General features: G+C 66.0%; 23 protein-coding genes. 4 read left to right on the forward strand and 19 right to left on the reverse strand.

The annotated features are described in order from the left end of the window. Positions 1 to 28 precede the first annotated feature (28 nt). The 3 genes from ACFWU5_RS23325 to ACFWU5_RS23335 all read right to left on the reverse strand — a co-directional run bounded on the left by ACFWU5_RS23325 (position 29) and on the right by ACFWU5_RS23335 (position 3,370). Positions 29 to 1,171, reverse strand: coding sequence for a N(5)-(carboxyethyl)ornithine synthase (locus ACFWU5_RS23325; protein ID WP_379268823.1), 1,143 nt, complete (start codon positions 1,169 to 1,171; stop codon positions 29 to 31). 37 nt (positions 1,172 to 1,208) lie between these two features. Further along, on the reverse strand, positions 1,209 to 2,789 hold the full coding sequence (locus ACFWU5_RS23330; protein ID WP_379268824.1) for a sugar porter family MFS transporter: 1,581 nt from the start codon (positions 2,787 to 2,789) through the stop codon (positions 1,209 to 1,211). A gap of 302 nt (positions 2,790 to 3,091) precedes the next feature. Continuing rightward, complete coding sequence (locus ACFWU5_RS23335) at positions 3,092 to 3,370, reverse strand: hypothetical protein (protein ID WP_379245708.1); 279 nt, start codon at positions 3,368 to 3,370, stop codon at positions 3,092 to 3,094. A 591-nt stretch (positions 3,371 to 3,961) separates the two neighbouring features. Between ACFWU5_RS23335 and ACFWU5_RS23340 the strand changes: the two genes are divergently transcribed. Continuing rightward, complete coding sequence (locus ACFWU5_RS23340; protein ID WP_379245709.1) at positions 3,962 to 4,681, forward strand: GNAT family N-acetyltransferase; 720 nt, start codon at positions 3,962 to 3,964, stop codon at positions 4,679 to 4,681. Between the two features lie 4 nt (positions 4,682 to 4,685). Here ACFWU5_RS23340 and ACFWU5_RS23345 read toward each other — a convergent pair whose 3' ends face one another. The 3 genes from ACFWU5_RS23345 to ACFWU5_RS23355 form a co-directional block, all read right to left on the reverse strand. Further along, positions 4,686 to 5,531 carry an alpha/beta fold hydrolase gene (locus ACFWU5_RS23345; protein WP_379268826.1) on the reverse strand — a complete coding sequence of 282 codons (846 nt, stop codon included), beginning with the start codon at positions 5,529 to 5,531 and terminating at the stop codon, positions 4,686 to 4,688. A gap of 69 nt (positions 5,532 to 5,600) precedes the next feature. Then, a complete protein-coding gene (locus ACFWU5_RS23350) occupies positions 5,601 to 6,857 on the reverse strand; it encodes an aspartate kinase (protein ID WP_379245711.1) in 1,257 nt (418 codons plus the stop codon). A gap of 124 nt (positions 6,858 to 6,981) precedes the next feature. After that, a complete protein-coding gene (locus ACFWU5_RS23355) occupies positions 6,982 to 7,731 on the reverse strand; it encodes an SDR family oxidoreductase (protein ID WP_379268828.1) in 750 nt (249 codons plus the stop codon). 102 nt (positions 7,732 to 7,833) lie between these two features. Between ACFWU5_RS23355 and ACFWU5_RS23360 the strand changes: the two genes are divergently transcribed. After that, a complete protein-coding gene (locus ACFWU5_RS23360; protein ID WP_379268829.1) occupies positions 7,834 to 8,679 on the forward strand; it encodes a helix-turn-helix transcriptional regulator in 846 nt (281 codons plus the stop codon). A gap of 1 nt (position 8,680) precedes the next feature. Here the strand turns inward: ACFWU5_RS23360 and ACFWU5_RS23365 are convergent, their stop codons facing one another. Continuing rightward, positions 8,681 to 8,956 carry a YggT family protein gene (locus ACFWU5_RS23365; RefSeq protein WP_379245716.1) on the reverse strand — a complete coding sequence of 92 codons (276 nt, stop codon included), beginning with the start codon at positions 8,954 to 8,956 and terminating at the stop codon, positions 8,681 to 8,683. A 149-nt stretch (positions 8,957 to 9,105) separates the two neighbouring features. Next, complete coding sequence (locus ACFWU5_RS23370; protein WP_379245718.1) at positions 9,106 to 9,993, reverse strand: alpha/beta fold hydrolase; 888 nt, start codon at positions 9,991 to 9,993, stop codon at positions 9,106 to 9,108. A 90-nt stretch (positions 9,994 to 10,083) separates the two neighbouring features. On the opposite strand from ACFWU5_RS23370, the gene ACFWU5_RS23375 reads away from it, so the two are divergent. Then, the gene (locus tag ACFWU5_RS23375; RefSeq protein ID WP_379268831.1) at positions 10,084 to 10,680 is read left to right on the forward strand and encodes a TetR/AcrR family transcriptional regulator; all 597 of its coding nucleotides are present in this window, start codon (positions 10,084 to 10,086) and stop codon (positions 10,678 to 10,680) included. A gap of 52 nt (positions 10,681 to 10,732) precedes the next feature. Here ACFWU5_RS23375 and der read toward each other — a convergent pair whose 3' ends face one another. From der to steA, 11 genes are all read right to left on the reverse strand, one after another. Further along, positions 10,733 to 12,148 (reverse strand): ribosome biogenesis GTPase Der, encoded by a 1,416-nt coding sequence (der, locus tag ACFWU5_RS23380; RefSeq protein ID WP_379245722.1) that lies wholly within the window; start codon positions 12,146 to 12,148, stop codon positions 10,733 to 10,735. After that, the gene (gene cmk, locus ACFWU5_RS23385) at positions 12,145 to 12,849 is read right to left on the reverse strand and encodes a (d)CMP kinase (RefSeq protein WP_379268845.1); all 705 of its coding nucleotides are present in this window, start codon (positions 12,847 to 12,849) and stop codon (positions 12,145 to 12,147) included. Before cmk ends, der begins: the two co-directional genes overlap by 4 nt. A gap of 38 nt (positions 12,850 to 12,887) precedes the next feature. Next, positions 12,888 to 14,315: a pseudouridine synthase gene (locus tag ACFWU5_RS23390; protein ID WP_379268833.1), complete on the reverse strand. Its 1,428-nt coding sequence runs from the start codon at positions 14,313 to 14,315 to the stop codon at positions 12,888 to 12,890. Positions 14,316 to 14,323: 8 nt separating this feature from the next. Beyond that, a complete protein-coding gene (gene scpB / locus ACFWU5_RS23395) occupies positions 14,324 to 14,980 on the reverse strand; it encodes an SMC-Scp complex subunit ScpB (RefSeq protein ID WP_379245726.1) in 657 nt (218 codons plus the stop codon). Further along, a complete protein-coding gene (locus tag ACFWU5_RS23400) occupies positions 14,977 to 15,840 on the reverse strand; it encodes a segregation and condensation protein A (protein ID WP_379245728.1) in 864 nt (287 codons plus the stop codon). The genes scpB and ACFWU5_RS23400 overlap by 4 nt, the downstream gene beginning before the upstream one ends. A 17-nt stretch (positions 15,841 to 15,857) precedes the next feature. Further along, entirely contained in the window at positions 15,858 to 16,691 is an 834-nt protein-coding gene (locus ACFWU5_RS23405; RefSeq protein ID WP_379245770.1) for a ParA family protein, read from the reverse strand. Positions 16,692 to 16,942: 251 nt separating this feature from the next. Next, the gene (gene xerD, locus ACFWU5_RS23410; RefSeq protein WP_379245730.1) at positions 16,943 to 17,875 is read right to left on the reverse strand and encodes a site-specific tyrosine recombinase XerD; all 933 of its coding nucleotides are present in this window, start codon (positions 17,873 to 17,875) and stop codon (positions 16,943 to 16,945) included. A gap of 29 nt (positions 17,876 to 17,904) precedes the next feature. Beyond that, complete coding sequence (locus tag ACFWU5_RS23415; protein WP_379268834.1) at positions 17,905 to 18,561, reverse strand: NUDIX domain-containing protein; 657 nt, start codon at positions 18,559 to 18,561, stop codon at positions 17,905 to 17,907. Between the two features lie 10 nt (positions 18,562 to 18,571). Then, on the reverse strand, positions 18,572 to 20,293 hold the full coding sequence (locus ACFWU5_RS23420) for a CTP synthase (protein WP_379245734.1): 1,722 nt from the start codon (positions 20,291 to 20,293) through the stop codon (positions 18,572 to 18,574). 215 nt (positions 20,294 to 20,508) lie between these two features. After that, on the reverse strand, positions 20,509 to 21,450 hold the full coding sequence (locus ACFWU5_RS23425; protein WP_379268847.1) for a copper transporter: 942 nt from the start codon (positions 21,448 to 21,450) through the stop codon (positions 20,509 to 20,511). Further along, positions 21,447 to 22,646 (reverse strand): putative cytokinetic ring protein SteA, encoded by a 1,200-nt coding sequence (gene steA / locus ACFWU5_RS23430; protein ID WP_379268836.1) that lies wholly within the window; start codon positions 22,644 to 22,646, stop codon positions 21,447 to 21,449. The genes ACFWU5_RS23425 and steA overlap by 4 nt, the downstream gene beginning before the upstream one ends. Positions 22,647 to 22,805: 159 nt before the next feature. On the opposite strand from steA, the gene ACFWU5_RS23435 reads away from it, so the two are divergent. Further along, positions 22,806 to 23,225 carry an SRPBCC family protein gene (locus ACFWU5_RS23435; RefSeq protein WP_379245748.1) on the forward strand — a complete coding sequence of 140 codons (420 nt, stop codon included), beginning with the start codon at positions 22,806 to 22,808 and terminating at the stop codon, positions 23,223 to 23,225. Positions 23,226 to 23,254: the final 29 nt, after the last annotated feature.

Here is a 23,254-nt window from a genome sequence, read left to right on the forward strand (position 1 = left end):
TTCTACCGAGGCGATCGCGGTGTGACCGTCAGTTCACCGCGTACGGATACTGCGCCGCGCGACCCTGGAACGACAGGATCCGCGGATTCTGCACTCGACCGCCACGAATCTCGATGGAACGGCGAATCGTTTCGCTGCCGTCCCACGCATCGGGTCCGCCCAACACCACGGGCAGGTATTCCAGCAGCGCCTCGGAGTTCTCCCACGTGGCCGAATCCCACAGGAACGACGGGCTGTGGTCCACACCGTAGTAGTGCAGATCGTCGCCGACACCGAACATCGGATCGGCGAACGACGTGGGCCGCGAGAATTCGAAGCCCATGCCCTCATCGCACGAAACATCCACGAAAAGCGTTCCACGCGTGAACAGTTCGAGATCGTCGTTGGTCACGAACGTCAGCGGATCCTCGGTGTCTTGGAACATGCAGTTCACGATCACGTCGTAATTGGCCAGCATTTCCGCCAGCGGGCCAGGTTCAGGAGCCTTCAGCGCCAGCGTGCGGCCTGCCACCTCCGGGTCACGTTTGAAGTGCTGCATGCGCACCGACGCGAACGGCGACGCCACCGACGACACACTGCGCTGGGTCAACACCGTCACATCGCTGATGCCCAGCGCCGACAGCGCGCGCACCGCACCACGCGCGGTGGCGCCGAAACTGATCACCGCCGCGCGCATGCGTCGGCCGTAATCGCCTGTGACACCGCGCAATTGCAGCGCGTGCATGACCGAGCAGTAGCCGGCCAGTTCGTTGTTCTTGTGGAAGACGTGGACGTTGAACGCGCCCGATTTCGTCCAGTGGTTCATCGCTTCCCACGCGATCAGCGTCAGGTCGCGATCCACGGCCAGCTGGGTCATGCGCGCGTCCTGCACGCAGTGCGGCCAGCCCCACACGATGGTGCCCTCGCGCATCTGCTCGAGATCGTCGGCCAGGGGTTTGGCCAGCAGCAGCACATCGCATTCGGCGAACAGCTCTTCGCGCTTGCGAAACCCCGCTACCAGCGGAGCCAGGGCATCATCGGGGTAACCGAAACGGTCACCGTAGCCGTATTCGAGAAAGATCTGACCGCGCAGTTCTGGGTCGATGCGGTCGAGGTGAGCCGGGTGGATGGCCAGCCGGTGTTCGTTTTCCTTGCGAGAGGTCGCGACGACGCCGACGGTCAGGTTCTTCACAGTTGCTTCACCTGGTCAGTCTACCCGTTTTCGCAGGTCAGCTCTCCGCCTTGGTGGTGATCTCGTCCAGCGACTCGCCCATCGTCTCGGGCACCCGTCGGTAGCAGAACACCAGCGACAGCGCCGAGACCACCGCGAAGATGAAGAACATCGTCGATGCGCCCCACAGGTCGCCCAGCGGCGGGAACACCAGGGAGACAATGAAATTGCCCATCCAGATGATCAACGTGCAGATACTCATCGCGGTCGCGCGGATCGGCGCGGGGAAGATCTCCGCCAGCAGCAACCAGGTCGGCACACCCACACCGAGCTGGAACGCGGAGACATAGACCACCATCAACGCCAACAGCACGTAACCGGTGGCCGTGCTCTGGGTCAGCCGCTCGATCACGCCCATGCCCACCAGCGCCACGACCATGATCGCCAGGCCCACGAACATCAGCGGACGCCTGCCGACCTTGTCGATCAAACTCATGCTGATGACCACGCCGATCACCGCGCCGATGCCGATACCGATCGACGACGTCACCGCCGCGTTGTCGCCCATGCCGGCTTTGGTCAGTGTCGACGGTGCGTAGTAGATGACGGTATTGACGCCGACGAATTGCTGGATGATCGCCAAACCGACGCCGGTGTAGAACAGCGCGCGCACCTTCGGTTTACGCAGCTGATTGCCCAAACTGTCCTTGACCGCCTCATCGGCCGCCTCGGTCTTTTTGATGTCGACGATGGTGGAGTCGACATTCTCCGGATAGTAGGACTGTTCCAACACCTTTTTCGCGTCGGCGTCGCGGCCCTGTTTCAGATACCACCGCGGTGAATCGGGCATGTAATACATGCCGATCACCAGCGCGGCCGCCGGAATGGCCGCCATCGCGAGCATGAGCCGCCAATTCCCGGTGGGAGCGAGCAGGGCGTTGACGATGTAGGCCAGCAACTGACCGCTGGCGATCATCAGCGAGTTCATCGAGACCAGCCGCCCGCGATAGGTCGGCGGGGAGATCTCGGACACGTACATGGGCACCACCAGCGAGGCCGTACCGACCGCCACGCCCAGGAACAGACGGGTGATGACCATGACCGTGGCATCGGGCGCCAGTGCCTGCGCGATCGCGCCGACGAAGAACAGGCCACCGGCGAACAGCAGCGTCATCCGCCTGCCCCACCGGTCGGCCATCCAGCCGCCGGTGACCGAGCCGATCGCGGCACCGATGAGCAGCGAGCTGGTGATGATGCCGACCTGGGTCTGACTCAGGCCGAAGTCGGGCGTGAGGTAGACCAGCACGCCGGAGATCACGCCGGTGTCGTAACCGAACAGCGCACCGCCCAGCGCGGCGATGATGACGACGGTGAGGACGAACTTCTTGATCCTGGCCCGCATCGCCACCCGTTCAGGCGAGTCGGGTGGGGCATGGGTGGGGGGTTCGGTCACCGGGGACGACAGCACGCTCTCGGTGTCGTCCTGGACCGTGTTAGCCACCGCGCCACGCACGGGCTTGTCGGTGCTGGGCGGGATGACTCTGCCGTCCGGACCTTTCGCCGGTGGGACAGCGGGGTTCATGACGGCTCCGGGCCGCTCTGGTTCCTTATCGGTGGATCCGCGATGGGAATCGGTCATGTCCACACCTCCGCCGGATGAATCGAACGATTCCTGCACCTTAATCGAGCTCGGAACACCTGCGATAGCGCGAAAATCGCAAACAATTCGTTAGCAACCGCGGACAAGCGGCGATCGGGAAATGTTGTCCCACCCCCTGCGTGGGAAACATTGCCCGATCAGCGCGCTCTTGCCGGAAATTCCGATCACCGCAATGCTGACCGTTTGCCGATCCGAGGAAAAGTATCGCGTAGTTATTCGACGCCGTCCATCCCTCAAACCGTGACCACCCAGCGTCCGATTTGCCGGTTTCGATCGCGGGACTAACGTCGATGCAGCGACCAGACGGTCACCGCACCCCACAGCACCAGGCGCGCAGCCGCCGCCATATAAAGGACATAGGCCAGCACGACCAGCACGGGGCCGTAGTTGCCCGCCCAGTCGCCCAGGCGCAGCGCGCCGGCCAGGCCCGCGCCGAGCAGGATCAGACCCAGGATCAAACCGGGCGTTGCCAACGGGGCGACCGGCGACTCGGCGGTCACGCGATGATGGCGGCTGGTAACTGCGAGGTTGCTGTTCGGTTCGAAGTAGATGCTGCTCATAGCACTGAGTTCCCTTCCGGACAGCCGTCCCGATACGGCAGATTGGTGCGTCACGCTCGGACTGGGCGTCCCTGACGGCGGGTCCGCGTCGACCTTGCCGATGATCACAAACGGTTAACGTTCAGCAATTACGAGCTTGCCAGCTGGGATAGCTCCACAAAAGGTGGTGTGATCTGGGTCACAACGAACACCAGTTCGACACGAAATGATAACGGGCGTTACAGCCGCGAAGAACACGTACTGGAACTGGCAGAAGTCCAGCACAACTGGACATTTGCTCAAGATGACTACACGCGTGTCATTTATCGAACCGTTACGGCCCTGAAGTGCGAAAACGTGCCCTGACGCACACCGCGACACACTTGGTACGTCCCACAGTCCTCGACACGACACCGTGACTCGCCGCGCCCGCGAAACTCCCGACGCGACATGTGCGCCCCGAGGCACCGATCCGCACACTCTCCGCTACTGTCCATCTAGTTTTTCGATGCTGCTGGATCGTTCGTGTCGCTTCGCCGCAATCACGTGTCGCGTGAAGGATCCACGCCCTCGTGCTTCGGCGACCCTCCCCAACGAAGGACGCCGGTCACCATGCCCGCACCCGTTATCCTCCACGGCCGCATCGCACGGCTGGAACCCCTTGCACCCCACCATGTTCCCGGTCTGGTTACCGCGGCGACCGCGCTGCACGGCCCGGCCGGGTTCACCGTGGTCCCCCACGGTGAACAGGAGGCGCACACCTATGTCTTCCAGGCGCAGGCCGCGCAGGCGGCAGGCACGGCGCTGGCCTTCGCGATCGTCACCGTCTCGGACAACTGTGTGGTCGGGGCGACGCGATTCACGCGCCTGGACTACTGGCAGGGCCCGCTGACCTGGCCGCTGTCCTCCGAGCCGGTCACCGCGTTGCCGGGCGGGGCCATCCCCGACGCCGTGGAGATCGGCAACACCTGGCTCACACCCGCGGTGCGGGGTGGTCAGGTCAATCTGGAATCCAAACTGATGCTGCTGACCCACGCGTTCGACAGTTGGGGTGTACGGCGGGTGAGCCTGCGCGCGGATGCCCGCAACGTGCGGTCACGGGCGGCGATCGAGCGGTTGGGTGCGGTGAGTGATGGTGTGCGCCGGGCACATTCGCGCGGACTGGACGGCGAGGTGCGCGACACCGCGTTCTATTCGATCCTGCACGAGGAATGGGCGGGCGTGCGGGGGCGCATTCACGAGCAGTTGGCCGCGCGTGCGATGCGGTGCGCCCCGTTGATCCCGGCGATCCCCGAGGCGTTGCGGCCGATGGCCTCGTCGCAGCCCGGCTGACCCGTTAGCGCGGCAGCGACTCGACGCGGTCGATGATCAGTGCGGCGAGTTCGCCTGGGCATTCCTCGGGGAGCCAGTGCGAACCGTCGAGCACCGCGAGGCGGTAGTCGCCGTCGACGTATTCGCCGGACAGGTCCGCGCCGCGGCGGGTCAGGAACGGGTCACCGGTGCTCCACACATGCGTCACCGGGACGCTGATCCGCCCTGACACCGCAGCGCGGGTGGTGAACGGCATGCCCCGGTACCAGTTCAGTGCGGTGGGCAGGGCTCCCGTGTCGATGATCTCGGTGTGCACGCGGGCGATCGCGTTCGCGCTCATACCTGTCTTGGCCAGTGACTTGTCCATCTGGGTCGTCATCGTGCGCATCACGCGCTCGGGAAGTGCCGGGAGCTGGAACAGCCCCATGTAGTACGAGCGCAGGAGTTGACCGCTGCTGGTCATCGCGCGCAGGAAGGCGGCGGGGTGGGGCACCGACACGGCCACCATCGTGCGCACGAGCTCGGGGCGAGTCGCGGCGAACGACCAGGCGACCGCGGCACCCCAGTCGTGCCCGACCAGATGGACTGGACCGCGGTCTACGGTCTCGATCAACGCGACCACGTCGTCGACGAGTTCGGACATGCGGTAGGCACCGCGCCCCGGCGGTCGGGCGCGCGGTGAGTAGCCGCGCTGGTTCGGGGCGATGGTGCGGTAGCCGCGAGCGTTGAGTAAGCCGGTGAGGTCTCGCAGCGAGGCCGCGGTTTGCGGAAAGCCGTGCAGCGCAACGATTACCGGGCCGTCTATCGGGCCGGAGTCGACGACATCGAACTCGAGCCCGGCCCTGGTGAACGTGGTCCATCGTGTACTCAACGTGCTCCCCGTTCGAAGAACTTACTTATCGGTAAGTTACGCCTGGCCCGAGTCCGTCGTCAACCACGCTCACCTGCCCGTTCCGCCGTGCACCACGGCTACTTCGGCACCACCGAGATCGAAGGCGCGGTGCAGGATGCGCACGGCTTCGTCGAGGTCGGTGTCTCGGACCAGCACCGAGATGCGGATTTCGGAGGTGGCGATCAGGTCGAGGTTGATGTTCGCGGCGGCCAGGGCTTCGCAGAAGGTGGCGGTGACGCCGGGGGTGTTGCGCATCCCCGCGCCGATCAGCGAGACCTTGCCGACGCGGTCGTCGTAGCGGACGTCGGTGAAGCCGATCTCGGTGCGGCGTTGGCGCAGCATCGCCACCGCGCGGGCGCCGTCGGCGGCGGGCAGGGTGAAGGTGATGTCGGTGCGGCCGGTGCCGGTGTTCTGCACGACCATGTCGATGCCGATCTCGGCGTCGGCCACCGCCCGGAACACCTGGGCGGCGTAGCCGGGCTCGTCGGGCAGGCCGACCACGGTGATCTTGGCTTCGTTGCGGTCGTGCGCGACGCCGGTGAGCACCGCCTGATCGGCGGGGATGTCGGCCATCGAACCGAACACGGTGGTGCCGATCGCGTCGGTGTACGACGAGCGCACGTGCACGGGCACCTGGTAGCGGCGGGCGTATTCCACGCAGCGCAGCATGAGCACCTTCGAACCGCAGGCCGCCATTTCCAGCATCTCCTCGTAGGAGACCTGGTCCAGTTTCTGGGCGTCGGCCACGATGCGCGGGTCGGCGGTGAACACGCCGTCGACGTCGGTGTAGATCTCGCAGACGTCGGCGCCCAGGGCCGCGGCCAGTGCGACGGCGGTGGTGTCGGAGCCGCCGCGGCCCAGGGTCGTGACGTCCTGACTGTCCTGACTCACGCCCTGGAACCCGGCGACCAACACCACCTCGCCGTCGTCGAGCGCGCGACGCACCCGGCCCGGATCGACTTCGATGATCTTGGCGCGTCCGTGCGCCCCGGTGGTGATCACACCGGCTTGCGATCCCGTCAACGATCGCGCGTCCGCACCCAGCGCGTGAATAGCCATGGCCACCAACGCATTCGAGATCCGCTCGCCGGAGGTGAGCAGCATGTCCATCTCGCGCGGCGGCGGCGCGGGCGCGACCTGACCCGCCAGTTCCAGCAGCTCATCGGTGGTGTCGCCCATCGCCGAACACACCACCACCACGTCGTGACCCTGCTTCCTGGTCTCCACGATCCGCTGCGCGACCAGGCGAATCCGCTCCGCGGTGGCAACCGATGAACCGCCGAATTTCTGCACAACCAGGGCCATACCGTCGTCCTCTCCCCTGCCCCCCACACGCGATCGGCGAGGTGACACCTTCGAGTATCCAGGCAATCCGGGCACGGCCGTACCAATTCGGCAACGAAAACGATTGCCGCCGAATCGTTTCGGGTCAGCCCTGCTCGGTCGGGACGACGACGAGCTCGGCCAGGTTGACCCGCCGCGGGGCCGACACGGCATAGGCGATGGTATCGGCGATGTCCTCGGGGACAAGCACTTCCAGCCCACCGCGCCACTGCTCGAGCTCCGCACGCCGGTCGCCATCGCGCATTCCGGCGCCGAGTTCGGTGCCCACGAAGCCCGGTTCGATGTTCTTGACGCGAACCCCACGCGGCCCGAACTCCGTTCGCAGAGTTCGGGTCAGATGCGCTACCGCCGCCTTGGTCGCGCAGTAGACGCCGTAATTAGGGAACGTGAGGTGACCGGCCACGGAACCGACGAACACCAGGTCCGCGGAGCGGCCGGTATTCGCGGCGGCGAGCAGATCATCGATGAAAGCTCTTGCGGTGTAGAGCAATCCGTTGACGTTGGTCCCCACCATCTGGTCCCATTCGCCGATCTCGGCGTGCTCGAAGGAGGCGCCGAGCATGACGCCTGCGTTCGCGACGACCAGATCGACGGGGCCGAACGCGGCACGCACCTGCGCTGCGGCATCCAGTACCGACTGCCGCACGCTCACGTCGACGGTCACCACGAGGGTGTCCGTGCCGATGCTGTGGGCGAGTTCCTCCAGCCGATCCTTGCGCCGACCCAGCAGTGCGACCTTCATGCCCTGCGCTGCCAGTGCCCGTGCGGTGGCGGCGCCGATCCCGCTGGATGCGCCGGTGACTACTGCGACTCTGCGTTCGTTGTTGTGTGTCATGACGACAACGTTGGTCTCGACCGTCACGGTGTGCCAGGTCGGAAACTTCCTGGTAGCGGCAGGGCCACCCAGCCGCCTCTGAGCACGCCTACCCTCGAACACATGGATTCCGACAATCGTCTCGGCGCGTTTCTGCGGGCCCGGCGCCAGCAAGTGAGCCCCGAGGAGTTCGGGATGGCCGGTGGCGGTCAGCGCCGGGTGGCCGGACTGCGGCGCGAGGAAGTGGCGATGTTGGCGGGAATGAGCGCCGATTACTACGTTCGGCTCGAGCAGGGGCGTGACAAGCATCCGTCGGATCAGATCGTGGCGGCGTTGGCGCGGGTGTTCGCCCTCGACGAGGACGGCGTCGCGCATCTGCGGGAGCTGGCGCGGCCCGCGCCGCGACGGACCCGCGCGCCGCGACGACCCGAGCGGGTCACGCCGAGTCTGCTGCGGCTGATGCGTACCTGGTCGGCTACGCCGGCGCTGGTGTACGGGCGGCATATGGACGTGCTGGCCGCGACGCCGCTGGCCGTCGCGCTGAATGCCTGTTCGGTGCCGGGAGTCAATCAGGTCAGGATGGTGTTCCTGGATCCCGAGGCGCGCAACGTTTTTCCGGATTGGCCGACCATCGCCGCGGAAACGCTGGCCGCGCTGCGGGTCAGCGCGGGCACCGATCTCGACGACCCGCGCCTGACCGAACTGGTCGGCGAGCTGTCGTTGAAGAGTGAGGACTTCCGTCGGCTCTGGGCCAAGCACGAGGTGCGCGCGAAAACCGCTGGGGAGAAGCGGTTCGCGCATCCGCTGGTGGGTGAGCTCGCGTTGTCCTACGAGACGTTCACGGTCAACGGGGCGCCGGGGCAGACGCTCGTCGTCTATCACGCCGAGCCGGGCTCCGATGCCGAGCAGTCACTGGCACTGCTCGGCACCATCGACACCGCACCCGCGAGCGCCACGGCGGCGCACTGATCTACAGGCTGAACGCCACCGAGCGCAGGATCAGCACGGCGATGAACACCGCGGTGAACGCCAGGTCGAGGCCGAAATCACCGATGCGGATGGGCTTCAACACTTTTCGCACCGGGGCGATCACCGGTTCGGTCGCGGCATGGGTCACCTCCCGTGCCTTGCGCGCCCACTGCGGGCCGTTGCCCAGCGCATCGATCCAGTCGACCACCATCCTGGCGATCAACAGCACCAAGAACACCGTCAACGCGTAGCCGACCAGGGTTCCGACAAGACTCATGACGCACTCCTCGCGGAGGCCACAGGGGACCTCTTACCGCTCTCAACGTGCCCGACATTGCCAAGGTGTCCACCATCGGGTGGTTCTCAGTCGATTATCAGGCCTGCGGGAGTGTTCTTCGGGGTGATCGCGGACGTGGCGGGCGTCGGCTACTCGCCGTGGCGGGCGTCTGTCGGTTCGTAGCGGCGGGTGAAGTCGAGGATGCGGGAGGTCACCACGCCGGGGATCTGATAGAGGATGCCGTGGCCGATGTTCGGGAAGATCTCGGTTTCGCAAGTGGCGATGTTGTCGCGTAGACGTTGTGTAGCCAGCTCGGCGTCCACGATCTGGGAATCCGCACCGAAAAGACCAAGGGTCGGGACCGTGATCTCGGCCAATCTCTCGTCGGAGAACATGCGTGGGTAGCCGATGGCGGGGGAGAACTTCAGCGCTGCCTTCACACCGGCGAATTCCGCATCGGAGAGGGCAACCCCGGGATTGAGCCACTCCTGCATCTTGCGCAGATTCTTGTCGGTCGGCCGAGCGCCGACCTTGATCATCGTCCACAGCACGCTCCACGAGAGCTTGGTCAGCGTGCCGCCGGGCTCCGAGATCGTCAGGCTCGCCAACCGCCGCCGCTCCCCCGCGGCGATCGCCATCGCCAGCCACGCACCCTGCGAATATCCGACCAGATGCACCTTCTCGACACCGAGACCGTCGAGTACTTCACCGAGCCAGGCACCGAATTCGAACTCGTCGATCGGCGCGGTCTGCACGCTGAGCCCCGGTGCGCCGATCATCTCCGGCGCGTACACCACGCGGTCTCGCGCGAGATCGGCGATCATGTGACTCCACATGAGGCTGTTGCCACCGAGCGAGTGCATCATCAGGATCGGAACACCTTGTCCGACACCCGATTTGCGCACCTTCGTCGAACCGAAGGAGGTGGGGACGTCGTGCATGGTAGAGGGAACCGGCCACTGCTTTTCCAGTTCTCGATAGGTCCGCATGTACTCCTCGCGAGCCTTGTCGTTCTTGAATCGTCCGAGCTTGGCCATGACCACCCCTGTTCCTCGTTGGTGATATCACCGTACCACAAAGGTGGTATGGGCGTACCATGAAAACCTGCCGGGACAGAAGGAGGCGACGTGCCACGTTTGGCCGATCACGAAGAACGGCGCAGGTCGATCACCAGTGCCGCGCGGCGGGTCATCGCGAGGGGCGGGCTCGAAGCCGCGACCTTTCAATCCGTTGCCGCCGAGGCCGGGGTCTCGGTGCGGTCGGTGCAGTACTACTTCGGCACCAAACGGGAGTTCCTGCTCGCCACCCACCGGGCTGTCGTCGAGGCTTCGGGTGCGCGGATGACGCAGGCGTTCGCGACACTGGGACCCGACGCGGGACCGCGCGATATCGTCCGCATCATCGCGCTCTCGCTGCTGCCACTGGACGAGCCGAGCCGCCAGGACGCGATCATCCTCGGCATCTTCCACGCGGCGGCGCTCGCCGGTCCCGACATCGACTCCGCCGATACTGTTGGCGCGCCCAACTACATCGTCGACGCGATCGCGGGCCAGCTGCGGCAGCTGCGCGGACCCGTTGCCGACGACAAGGCGCTCATCGCCGATGCCGAGGTGATCCTGCTCGCGGTCGGCGGGCTGGCGCAGGGCATGCTCACCAACGACGACTATGCCTCGCGCGCAACGCAATTGGTCGATCATCTGCTGGACCGCGTGCTCGACGCCTGAAAGACGAACAGCCCCGGCGGAATTCGCCGGGGCTGTGTCGTACACGCTCGAATTACTTCTTGCGTTCCTTCTTTTCACGCACACGCACCGAGATGCGCACCGGCGAACCGTCGAAACCGAACTCCTCACGCAGGCGACGCTCGAGGAAGCGGCGGTAGCCCGCCTCGAGGAAGCCGGTGGTGAACAGCACGAACGTCGGCGGGCGGGTGCTCGCCTGGGTGGCGAACATGACGCGGGGCTGACGGCCGCCACGCATCGGCGGCGGGGTGGCCGCGATGACTTCCTTGAGCCAGGTGTTCAGGCGCCCGGTGGAGATGCGCTTGTCCCACGACTCGAGCGCGGTCTCCATCTGCGGCACCAGCTTGGCCACGGCGCGGCCGGTGTGGGCGGAGATGTTGACGCGCTGCGCCCACGGCACGCGCACGAGATCGCGGTCGATCTCGCGCTCGAGCATGTAGCGGCGGTCCTCGTCGACCAGGTCCCACTTGTTGAACGCCAGCACCAGCGCGCGACCGGAGTCCGCGACCAGGCTGATCACGCGCAGGTCCTGCTCGGTCATCGGCACCGAGGCGTCGATGAGCATGATCGCGACCTCGGAGGCTTCCAGCGCCGACTTCGTGCGCAGCGACGCGTAGAACTCGGTGCCGGTGGCGTTGGAGACCTTGCGGCGCAGGCCGGCGGTGTCGACGAACTTCCAGGTCTTGCCACCCAACTCGACCAGCGAGTCGACCGGGTCGACGGTGGTGCCCGCGACATCGTGGACCACCGAACGCTCGTCGCCCGCCAGCTTGTTGAGCAGGCTGGACTTGCCGACGTTCGGCTTGCCGACCAGCGCCACGCGACGCGGGCCCGCGACCGCGGTGCCTTCGCGCGGGGTCTCGGGCAGCGCGCCGAGCACGTCGTCGAGCAGGTCACCGGTGCCACGACCGTGCGCGGCCGAGACCATGCGCGGTTCGCCCAGACCCAGCGACCACAGCGAAGCAGCCTCGAGTTCGACCTTCTGGTCGTCGACCTTGTTGGCCACCAGGATCACCGGGATCTTGGAGCGGCGCAGCTTGCGCACCGCGGCCTCGTCGGTGGTGGTCGCGCCGACGGTGGCGTCGACCACGAGCAGGATCGCGTCGGCGGTTTCCATGGCCACTTCGGCCTGGCGCGCGACGTGCGCCTGCAGACCCTTGGCGTCGGGTTCCCAACCGCCGGTGTCCTGCACCATGAAACGGCGTCCGGCCCAGTTGGCCTCGTACGAAATGCGGTCACGGGTCACACCCGGAACGTCCTCGACGACGGCTTCACGCCGGCCGAGAATGCGGTTGACCAGGGTCGACTTGCCCACATTCGGGCGCCCGACCACGGCCAGCGTCGGCATAGCGACGAACTGCTCGCCCTCGCCGTCGCCGTCGAGTTCCAGGCCTTCCCATTCGGACTCGTCGGTCCAGGTTCCGTCGCCTGCGATTACCTCTTCGATCATCGCGGACCTCCTGTCGTGGCCGAAAGCTGCTGAGCCACCACGCGATACAGCTGTTCGATGGTCTGTGCCATCGTCAGGTCGCTGGTGTCGACCTGCACCGCGTCGGCGGCGGGGCGCAAGGGCGACAGGGTGCGGGTGGAGTCGAGATTGTCGCGGCGTTGCACGTCGGCCAGCACGGCCGAGTAGTCGTCGCCGCGGCCCTCGCGGATGTTCTGCGCGTTGCGTCGTTGCGCGCGTGCCTGCGCCGACGCGGTGAGGTAGATCTTGACGTCGGCGCCGGTGAGCACGACGGTGCCGATGTCGCGGCCTTCGACCACGATGCGTCCGGACATCGCCGTGATCTCGCGCTGCAGCGCGACCAGCTGCTCACGCACCGGGCCCACCGCCGACACCGCGGACACGGCCTTGGTGACGGCCTCGCCACGGATCTCGCTCGACACGTCCTCACCGTCGAGCTCGATCACCTCGCGGCCGGGATCGGTGCCGATCGAAAGCGGCAGTGCGGCAACGGTTTCCGCGATGGCGTCGGTGTCGGTCAGGTCGACGCCCGCACGCAGCACGCACAGGGTCGCGACCCGGTACATCGCACCGGTGTCGAGGTAACGGGCACCCAGACGCGTGGCAAGACGACGCGACACGCTGGACTTGCCGGTACCCGAAGGACCGTCCATCGCGACCACGAGCGTCGCGTCACCGGTCATCGCGTCGCCTGCGAATTCCAAGGGGAAATCCACACCGTTCACAGCTGCACCGCCTCGTAGAGTTTGCCGATCTCGTCGCGGCCGAGCACCCGCAACGTGCCGGGACGCTGATCACCCAGCGCCACGGGGCCCAGGTGGGTGCGAACCAGCCGGATCACCGGGTGGCCGACCTCGTCCAGGAGCCTACGCACGATGTGCTTGCGACCCTCGTGCAACACGAGCTTGACCAGCGAACGGCCCTGGTAGGCCTCGAGCAGGATGAACTTGTCGACCTTGGCGGGCCCGTCCTCGAGCTCGACGCCTTCGCGCAGGCGCTTGCTGACCAAGCGGTAGTTCACCTCGCCGTCGACGGTGGCCAGGTAGGTCTTGGGCACCTCGAACGAGGGGTGCATCAGTCGATGCGCCATCTCGCCGTCGTTGGTGACCAGCAGCAGGCCCTCGGTGTCGGCGTCGAGGCGTCCGACGTGGAACAGGCGCTGACCGGCGGCGATCCGCTCGGCGATGATGTCGCCCACGCAGGGACGGCCCAGATCGTCGGACATGGTGGACTGCCAGCCCTTGGGCTTGTTCAGCACCAGGTGCACCAGTTCGTCACGGACCACGACACGGGTGCCGTCGACGCGCACGACCGCGTTCTCGGCGTCGATGCGCAGACCCTGCTCACGCACGATCTTGCCGTCGACCTCGACGCGACCGGCGGCGATCATCTCCTCGGCGGCGCGACGCGAAGCCACACCGGCCTTGGCGAGAACCTTCTGCAGGCGTTCGCCTTCGCCCCACGGAAGCTTCTTGGGGCCCTCGGTGACGTCGGAGTGCTGGTGACGCGCGGGCTTGGCGTTGTTCAGGATCGTCGGAGCGACGACCTTTTTCTGCGGCTTCGTGGACTTCTTGCGAGCCGCGAAGGCCTGGGTGCCCGCCGAAGCGCCGCTGCGCTGACCGGCCGTGCCGCCACGCTGGACGTCACCACCACGCGGGTAACCGCCGGTGCTGCGGCGTTCCTCGCGCTGACCTGCACCGGCAGGGGCACCGCGACGATCGTCACGCTGGTACCCACCGGCGGACGCACCGCGACCGGCCGGAGCGCCACGACGGTCATCACGCTGGTAACTGCCGCCGGACGCACCGCGACCGGCCGGGGCACCACGTCGATCATCACGCTGGTAACCACCGGGCGCGCTGCCACGACGGTCGTCACGCTGGTACCCGCCACCGGTGGAGGAGCCACGGCGACCGCCGGACTCCGCATCACGCTGGTAGCTACCCGCGGACCGGGCTGCTGTTTGATTGCCGCGCTGGAAGCCACCCGCGCCGGTGCCGCGGCGGGCCGGTGCCTCGCCTCGGGAGCCACCCTGCCCGGTGCGCGCACTGTCGCCGCGGTTGCCCGCGGTTCGATTCGCGCCACTACGTGGCTGGTCGCTGCGATTTCGTCGATCCGGTGTGCCATCTCGGCGAGCGGAATTATTCATCTGTCCTGTCAATCGTCGGTGCCGAGATCCATATCGGACTCGGCGGGTTTCTTCAGTCTGAGCAACCGTGGATCGGTTTCCAGACTCTCGCTGATCTCGTCGATCAGATCGACGCCGGGAAGCAGCGGCGCCAGCGGTGGCAGGTCGCCCAGAGAGGCGAGCCCGATCCGTTCGAGGAACAACTCGGTGGTGCGGTACATCGTGCCGTTGGTTTCGGGGTCTTGACCCGCTTCCGCGATCAAGCCTCTGGCCAGCAGCGTGCGCATCACTCCGTCGACGTTCACCCCTCGGACCGCGCTGACCCGCATGCGGGTCACCGGCTGGCGGTAGGCCACTACCGCCAAGGTTTCCAAGGCGGCCCGGGTCAGTTTGGTCCGGGCCCCGTCGAGCAGTACACGCTCGACGTAGGGCGCGTACTCCTGTCGAGTATAGAAGCGCCATCCGTCACCGACGAAACGCAGGTCGATGCCGCTGCCCCGTTCGGTCAGTTCGGCCGCCATCGCGCGCAGAACCTTTTCGACGCGCTCAGTCGTGTCGTCCAGGGCCGCTGCCAGCTGTTCTGTGGGCGCGGGGGCGTCGACCACCAGCAGCATCGCCTCGAGCGCGGACCGCACTTCGAGGTCGTCGAGTGGCTCGGAGGTGAATTCCACCACTGCTTCAGTCACCCGTAATCCTCCTCGAAAGTCAACGCCGCCGCCTCTGCTTCTGGGTCGAGTTCACCGAGCCAGCTCACAGCTAGCGGCCCGAGCGGATCGGGTTGGTCGAACGCGATGGTCTTGCCGCGATACAGCTCCAACAACGCCAGGAACCGCGCGACGATTTCCACCGGGATTGTGCAGTCCACCACCAATTCGGCGAAAGTCGTCCACCCGCCCGGCCCGCGTTGCTTCAGCAGGGCAAGCACCAGTTCGGCCTGTTCGGCGACCGAAATGGTGTGCATGTGCAGGTGTCCCAGGCCCACTTCGGCGATCGGGCGCGGCCGGAAAGCCGCGGCGGCGATCTGGGCGAACGCGGCGATATCGACGCCGAGGGTGACATCGGGCAGCAGCCCTTCGAACTGTTCCTCGAGCGCCACCGAACGCGGATACCGGCGCAGCGCTGCGGCTTCCAGCTCGGCCAGCAGCTCCGCGACCTGCTTGAACGCGCGGTATTGCAGCAGTCGCGCGAACAGCAGGTCGCGAGCGTCGAGCAGTTCCAGGTCGTCGGCGTCGGTCATCTCGCCCGAAGGCAGCAGCCGTGCCGCCTTGAGATCGAGCAAAGTGGCGGCCACGACCAGGAATTCGGTGGTCTGATCCAGAATCTTGTCCGCGCGCAGTTTGGTGTTTCCGGCCAGCTCCGCGGTCAATGCCTTGGTGTAGGCGATGAATTCGTCGGTGACCTGGTGCAACGCGATTTCGGTGACATCGAGTTTGCGCGAGCTGATCAAATTCAGCAGCAGATCGAACGGGCCCTCGAAATTGGTCAGGCGGAGATGAAATCCGGGTTTCTGCGCGGCCGGCACCGCGTCTTCGGGTACTGCTTGCACCGCAGGTATAGCTCCGATCACCGGCCAGACCGGTGAATGACTTCACGTGCCATCGCCCGATACGATTCCGCGCCGCCCGATTTCGGCGACCAGGTGGTGATCGGTTCGCCGGCCACGCTGGCATCGGGGAAGCGCACGGTGCGCGAGATGGCGGTGTCGTAGACCAGATCGCCGAACACCTCGACCACGCGCGACATCACCTGACGCGAATGCAGCAGGCGCGCATCGAACATGGTGACCACGATGCCGTACAGGCTCAGTCGCGGGTTGAGACGGTCGCGCACTTTCTCGACGGTGTCGTTGAGCAGTGCCAGACCGCGCAGCGAAAAGTATTCGCATTCCATCGGAATGATCACACCGTCCGAGCAGGCCAGCGCGTTCACCGTGAGCAGGCCCAGCGAGGGCTGGCAGTCGATGAGGATGTAGTCGTAGCGATCACGCACCGCGTGCAGGGCGCGTCCCAGCGACTGTTCGCGGCCGACCTCGTTGACCAGTTGGATCTCCGCGGCGGAAAGATCGATGTTGCTGGGTAACAGGTCCATGCCGTCGACCTTGGTGGTCTGCAGCACATCGTCGACCTTGGCCTTGCCGCCGATCAACAAGTCGTGCACGGTGAGGTCGAGATCATGGTGTGCCACACCGAGCCCGGCCGACAGCGCACCCTGCGGGTCGAGGTCGACCAGCAACACGCGGCGTCCGTATTCGGCAAGTGCCGCACCGAGATTGATGGTCGACGTCGTTTTTCCGACGCCGCCCTTCTGATTGCACATGGCCACAACCAGTGCGTCGCCGTGTCGTTGAATCTGCGGTGGATCGGGCACCAGACGCAGCGGCCGGCCGGTCGGGCCCATCTCGACGGGCTCGGTGACCTGCTCCGGTCCACCGTCCCACGGTGTTTCCGCTGTCGTCACGATCCGCTGCTCCTTATACGTTTTTCCTTGCCGGTAACCCCTGTCGAGGGTAGCGAGGCCGATTCGGAACCGGTTCGCTTTCGTTCGGTCCAGCTGTGGGTAGACGCTACCGCTCCCACCGGTGAGGTACGGCATGGCAACGCCGGGCGTGTTCGCACGATACCCGCTTCTGCCACACCGGTGCTCGCGGTTCATGTCGCGCGCGGATGGGCGGTGGCCCACACTTCGCGCAGCGTGCTCACCGTGACCAGCGTGTAGATCTGGGTCGTGGTCACCGACGCGTGGCCCAGCAGCTCCTGCACCACACGGACATCCGCGCCACCGTCGAGCAAGTGCGTGGCGAACGAATGGCGCAGGGTGTGCGGCGAGACCGTCGCCCCGATTCCCGCGCGTTCGGCGGCGGTCTGTAGGACCTGCCATGCGCTCTGCCGTGAAAGTCTGCCGCCGCGCACGTTGAGGAAAAGTGCTCCGCCGCAGCCTTTTCCGTTCGCTGCGAGAACAGGTCGACCGCGCACCAGATAGGCGTCGACGGCGGCAAGTGCCGGACGGCCGATGGGGACAAGGCGTTGCTTTCCGCCTTTGCCGTGCAGGACCACGCAGCGTTGTTCGGCATCGATATCGTCGACATCGAGGCCGACCATTTCCGAAATACGGGCGCCCGTGGAGTACAGCAATTCCAGTAGCGCGCGGTCGCGCAGCCCGCGCGGTCCCCCATCCGAACCCGCGGCCTCGCCACCTGCCGCCTCGAGAAGTTGCAGAACCTGGTCGTACGGCAACGCTTTCGGAAGTCGTCGACCCGGTGCCGGAGGTTTGACCGCGTGCGCCACATCGGTATCGGTGATGCCCTCGGCAGCGGCGAAGCGATGCAGGCCACGTACCGCGATCAACGCCCTGGCCACCGAACTCGCTGCCAGCGCAGGATGATCGGCGGTGCCCGCGCGCAACACCATGGTGAATTCGGCGACATCGCCCTGCGCCACCGCGCGCACACTGTCGACGCCGCGGCCGGTCAGGAAATTTCGGTACCGGGCCAGGTCGCGGCGGTAAGCGCCCAATGTGTTGCGCGCAGCTCCGCGCTCGACCGCCAAGTGGTCGAGGTAGGCGGCTATCTCACGCTCGAGCACTGCGGTCTAGTTCCCGCCGACCGCTGAGGTCACGCCTGGTTACCGCGCGCCGCCGCTTCCGCGACCTTTCGCCGCAGAAACTTCGTCGGCTGACCCGGCCACGGCGCGTCGGCCTGCCGCAACGGCACACCGCTGGCTTCGGCCGCGGCATACGCCAACACCCCGGCGACAGCGGTCGCGTTCACGATCTCCCCCGCCAACGCCGCGCGCACCGCCTCCTGCAGCGGCATCCGCACCAGTTCCAGATCGGCTTCCTCGTGCTCGGGATCGGGCCGGTCGGTGGCGCTGAGACCGGTCGCGAAGAACACCCGCAGCGCCTCGTCGGTGAACCCCGGCGACAACGCCACGTCCACCAGCACCGACCACTGCTGCGCGGCCAGACCCGTCTCCTCGGCCAACTCGCGCTTGGCCGCGGTGAGCGGGTCCTCGCCGTCGATATCGAGCAACCCGGCGGGCAATTCCAACAACCTGGTGCCGATCGGATGCCGGTACTGGCGGATCAACACGACATTGCCGTCGTTGTCGAGCGCGAGCACGGCCACCGCACCGTGATGCTCGATCACCTCACGCTCGGCGACCCGCCCGTCCGGCATCCGCACCTGATCCTGGCGCAGGGCCAGGATCGCACCGCTATAGAGCACCCGGCTCGACACCGTCTCGAAATCGTGCCTGCCGGGCTCGCTCATATGCCTGCTCCTAGATCTCCGCTGCCTGCTCCGCGAGCTCTTCCTCCGGGAAGTCTACGGGAAGCCGTTCGGCCAGTTTATATTTCAACGCCGCGTTGATCAGCGCCGCGAACAGCGGATGCGGCCGGGTCGGACGGCTCTTGAGCTCCGGATGCGCCTGCGTGGCCACGAAGAACGGATGCACCGACGCCGGGTACTCCACGAACTCCACCAGGTGCCCGTCGGGCGAGGTGCCCGAGAACACCAGACCACTCTTGGCGATCGCGTCACGGTAGGAGTTGTTCACCTCGAACCGGTGCCGGTGCCGCTCGGACACGTTCTCGGTGCCGTACGCCTGCGCGACCACCGAGCCCTTCTTCAAGGTCGCCGGGTACGCGCCCAGACGCATGGTGCCGCCCAGATCGGCTTCACCGGCGATGACGTCTTCCTGATCGGCCATGGTCGAGATGACCGGGTTCTTGGTGTCGGGATCGAACTCCGCGGAGTTCGCGTCCTCGATACCCACCGAGCGCGCCGCCTCGACAACCACACACTGCAGACCCAGACACAGACCCAGCAGCGGGATACCGCGATGACGGGCGTAACTGATCGCGCCGAGCTTGCCCTCGATGCCACGAATACCGAACCCACCGGGAATCAGCACCGCGTCCACATCACGCAACGCCGCCTGCGCGCCGGCCTCGGTCTCACACTCGTCCGACGGTACCCAGCGGATGTTCACCTTGGCCCGATGCGCGAAACCACCCGCACGCAGCGCCTCGGTCACCGACAGGTACGCATCCGGCAGGTCGACGTACTTGCCCACCAGCGCGACCTCGACGGTCTCCCGCGGGGCGTGCACGCGATCGAGCAGATCGCCCCACACGGTCCAATCCACGTCGCGGAACGGCAGCCCCAGCTTGCGCACCACATAGGCATCGAGGCCCTCGGCGTGCAGCACCTTCGGAATGTCGTAGATCGACGGGGCGTCCGGCGTGGAAATGCACGCCTCCACGTCGACGTCACACATCAGCGCGATCTTGTTCTTCAGACCCTGCGGCACCTCACGGTCACACCGCAGAATCAACGCATCGGGCTGGATACCGATATTGCGCAACGCCGCCACCGAATGCTGCGTCGGCTTGGTCTTGAGCTCACCCGACGGCGCCAGATACGGCACCAATGACACATGCAGGAAGAACACGTTGTCGCGACCCACATCGTGACGCACCTGACGCGCCGCCTCGAGGAACGGCTGCGACTCGATGTCACCCACGGTGCCACCGATCTCGGTGATCACCACATCCGGCACATGACCCTCGAGATCAGGACCCTGCATCGCCAGGATGCGGTTCTTGATCTCATCGGTGATATGCGGGATGACCTGCACCGTATCGCCCAGATACTCGCCGCGACGCTCCTTGGCGATCACCGTCGAATAGATCTGCCCGGTCGTCACGTTCGCGTCCGCGGTCAGATCACGATCCAGGAAACGCTCGTAATGACCCACATCCAGATCGGTCTCGGCACCATCCTCGGTGACGAACACCTCGCCGTGCTGGAACGGGTTCATGGTGCCCGGATCCACGTTCAGATACGGGTCGAGCTTCTGCATCGTCACCCGCATACCGCGCGCGGTCAGAAGCTGACCGAGGCTGGAGGCGGTGAGACCCTTACCCAAAGAGGAGGCGACGCCACCGCTCACGAAGATGTGCTTGGTGGCATTCTTAGCCTGATTCCGTTGATGACCCACGGACCACCACAGTACCGCCTCCCCGAGTATTTAAGCGCAACCGAGGTGCGTGGAGGGGCGCGTCGGCCGCTGGCGGTTGGGCAGTGGGTGGGGTTTGCTGGGGCTGGGGAGTTACCCATGTTCTTGCGAGATCAGGGGTTTTGTTTCGACGCGAGTCGCGGGAGCTTGCGTTCGCGGGTGGTTCCTTTTTTGAATTTGCGTGGTGAGGTTCTCAGTTAGCGGGGTAGGGCTACGAGTGTTAGCGAGGTCGCTGTGGTGCCTGTGCCGTAGCTGCCTGTTCGGCCTGCCAGTTGTTCTGTCAGGGCCAATGCTGTTGTTACTCGGCCTGTTTCGCGGTCCAGGTTGTCGACTGTGGTGACGGTGGTCGCCAGGGGGGACTGGGAGCGGACGGTGGCTATGGGGGCTTGGTTTTCGGCGGCGCCTGGGCGGCCTGCTAGGACTGTGCCTGTGGCTCTGGCTCGGAGGGCGCCGGTGAAGCGGGCGATGGTGGCGCCCTGGCCGGTGTCGGGGGTGGTGCCGTTGCCGGTGATCACTACCGCTAGCTGGGCGGGTTTGGTGGGTGGGGTTTGGTAGGTGAGGAAGCCGCCGCCTTTGAGGGTTTCCAGGATCAGGGACAGTTCCTGGGGGGTGCTTCTTGGGGTGTTGGTTTGGGGGTCTTGGAGCAGGGACAGGCCCAGGAGGTCACCTGCGAGGCTGCCCTGGTCTACGGCGCCGGTGTTGAGTTGGGCGCCTGCGGGGACGATGTTGGTCAGGGTGGAGCGGATGCGGTCGCCTTCGCCCGCGTCGACGAAGGCGTCGGTCATGGCGAGGGTGCCGGTGATCGTGGCACCTGCCGTGTGCAGGGACTTGGTCACGGCTTCGATGTCGGTGGGGTCGGCGTCGGGGGTGGTCAGCACGACGACGGTGCGGTCGGACAGGGTGCCGTTCAGGATGCGGGGGGCCGAGTCGGCGATGAAACGGTCGGCGGCGTCCAAGCGTGCGGTGAGTTGTTCGTTCTGGGCGGTCAGGGCGTCCACCTGGGTGTTCAGGTCGGTTTTGTCGGTGCGCAGGGACGCGAGCATGTCGCCTGCGAGGGTGTGTGAACCCAGGACCACGCCGACGGCCAACGCCAGGAAGATCGCCGCGATCGAGATCGCGTGTTGACGCAGCGAGATCACAGCAGACCACGCACCCACAGGACGAAGCTGTTCCAGTACTCGATCGCCCAGTCCAACACCTCGGTTCCGCTGCGTGAGGCCAGGATCACCACCACGATCGCCACCAGCGCGGCCAACACCACCAGGGCCACCGCGGCGCCGGCGGAACGATGCCGGTACAGGGTCGACACCGCGTTCGCGTCGACCAGCTTCGAACCGACCTTCAACCGGGTCAGGAAGGTGGCCGGGTTGCTGTCGCGGCGACCACGGTCGAAGAAATCCTCGAGCGACGCGGGGGCACCCGCCAGCACGATCAGTGAGGCGCCGTGATGGTCGGCCAGCATCAGCGCGAGATCTGTCGGCGAACCCGACGACGGAAAAGTGGTGGCGCCGATTCCCAGGTCCTGGATGCGTTCCAGACCTTTCGCGTGGCCGTCGGTGTCGGCGGGCAGGATCATCTCCGCGCCGGATTTCAGTGTCTCCGTGCTGATTTCGTCGGGATCGCCCACGATCAGGTCGGGGGTGTACTTGAGCTTGCGCAACGCGTCCGCGCCGCTGCCGACACCGATCAGGATCGGCGCGTACTCCTTGATGAACGGCTTGAGTTTGGTCAGTTCCTCGAGATGGCCGGAGCCGTCGGCTATCACGACCACGTGCCGATCGCGCATGTCCAACTCGATATCGGGCACCCCGACACCGTCGATCAGCAGCGCGCTCTCGGTGCGCACGAATTCAGTGGTGTTGCCCGCGAATGCGTCGAGATGATCGGCCAGGCCGTTGCGCGCCTCCAGCATTCGATCCGCGATGGCCGCCTCGTCGAACTCGATGCCCTCGACCAGGACCTCGGGTTCCTTCTTGGTCAGCTTGTCGGCGTAGACGATGCCGCCGTCGATGCGCACCTTGGCGCCGTCCTTGATCCGGCCGAACGCGTCCGAGGACACGGTGTCCATGAGCACGATGCCGTTGGCCACCAAGACTTCCGGGCCCAGATTGGGATAGCGGCCCGAAATCGACGGCGAGGTATTGATCACCGCCAGCACGCCCGCCTCGACCAGTCGATCCGCGGTATGGCGGTCCAGGTCGGTTTGATCCAGGACAACCACGTCCCCCGCCCCGACCCGCCGCAACAATCGCCCGGTATCGCGATCCACCCGGGCGATCCCGGCGACACCGGGCAGCGTTTCCGTGTTCCGTGACAACAGCGCCGGCATCTTCATGTGGCCGATGATGAGCCCAAACCCTCAACCTTTGGTGGAGGCGCGCCGACTTCCCGCGACGACCGACGGCGCCGGACGCCCGCCCGGCCAGGTCCGAATGCGGGCGAGCGATACCCGTATGCTGCGGGTCACAGATACTTTCCGACAGGAGACACATTCATGCCACGCAGCATCGTCGAGACGGTTTTCGACGCACCTCGCGACATCGTCTACCGCCTCTTCACCGAGCGTGAAGCCGTCAGCCCGTACCTGCCGATCCAGGTCAAGCTCGTCAAGGCCGGCGACCCGACCACCGGCATCGGCGCCCAGCACCTGCTCGGCTTCGGCAAGGTCGGCGTCACCGAGGAGATCACCGCGCTGGTCCCCGGCGAGCTGATGGAATACAAGATCGTCAAGGGTGCGCCGGTCAAGCAGCACGTGGGCAGCGTCACCTTCGCCGACACCGCCGAGGGCGGCACCCGCGTGGTCTACACGATGGACTCGCAGCCGTCGCTGCCCGTGCCCGCGCCGGTGCTCGAATTCGGTCTGCGTCAGCTGACCAACCAGCTCATCGGCGGCGTACGCAAAGCCCTGCGCTGATCTTCGACACGACGTCGCCTGCCGTTATC

Source organism: Nocardia sp. NPDC058640 (assembly GCF_042716995.1).
Lineage (GTDB): Bacteria > Actinomycetota > Actinomycetes > Mycobacteriales > Mycobacteriaceae > Nocardia.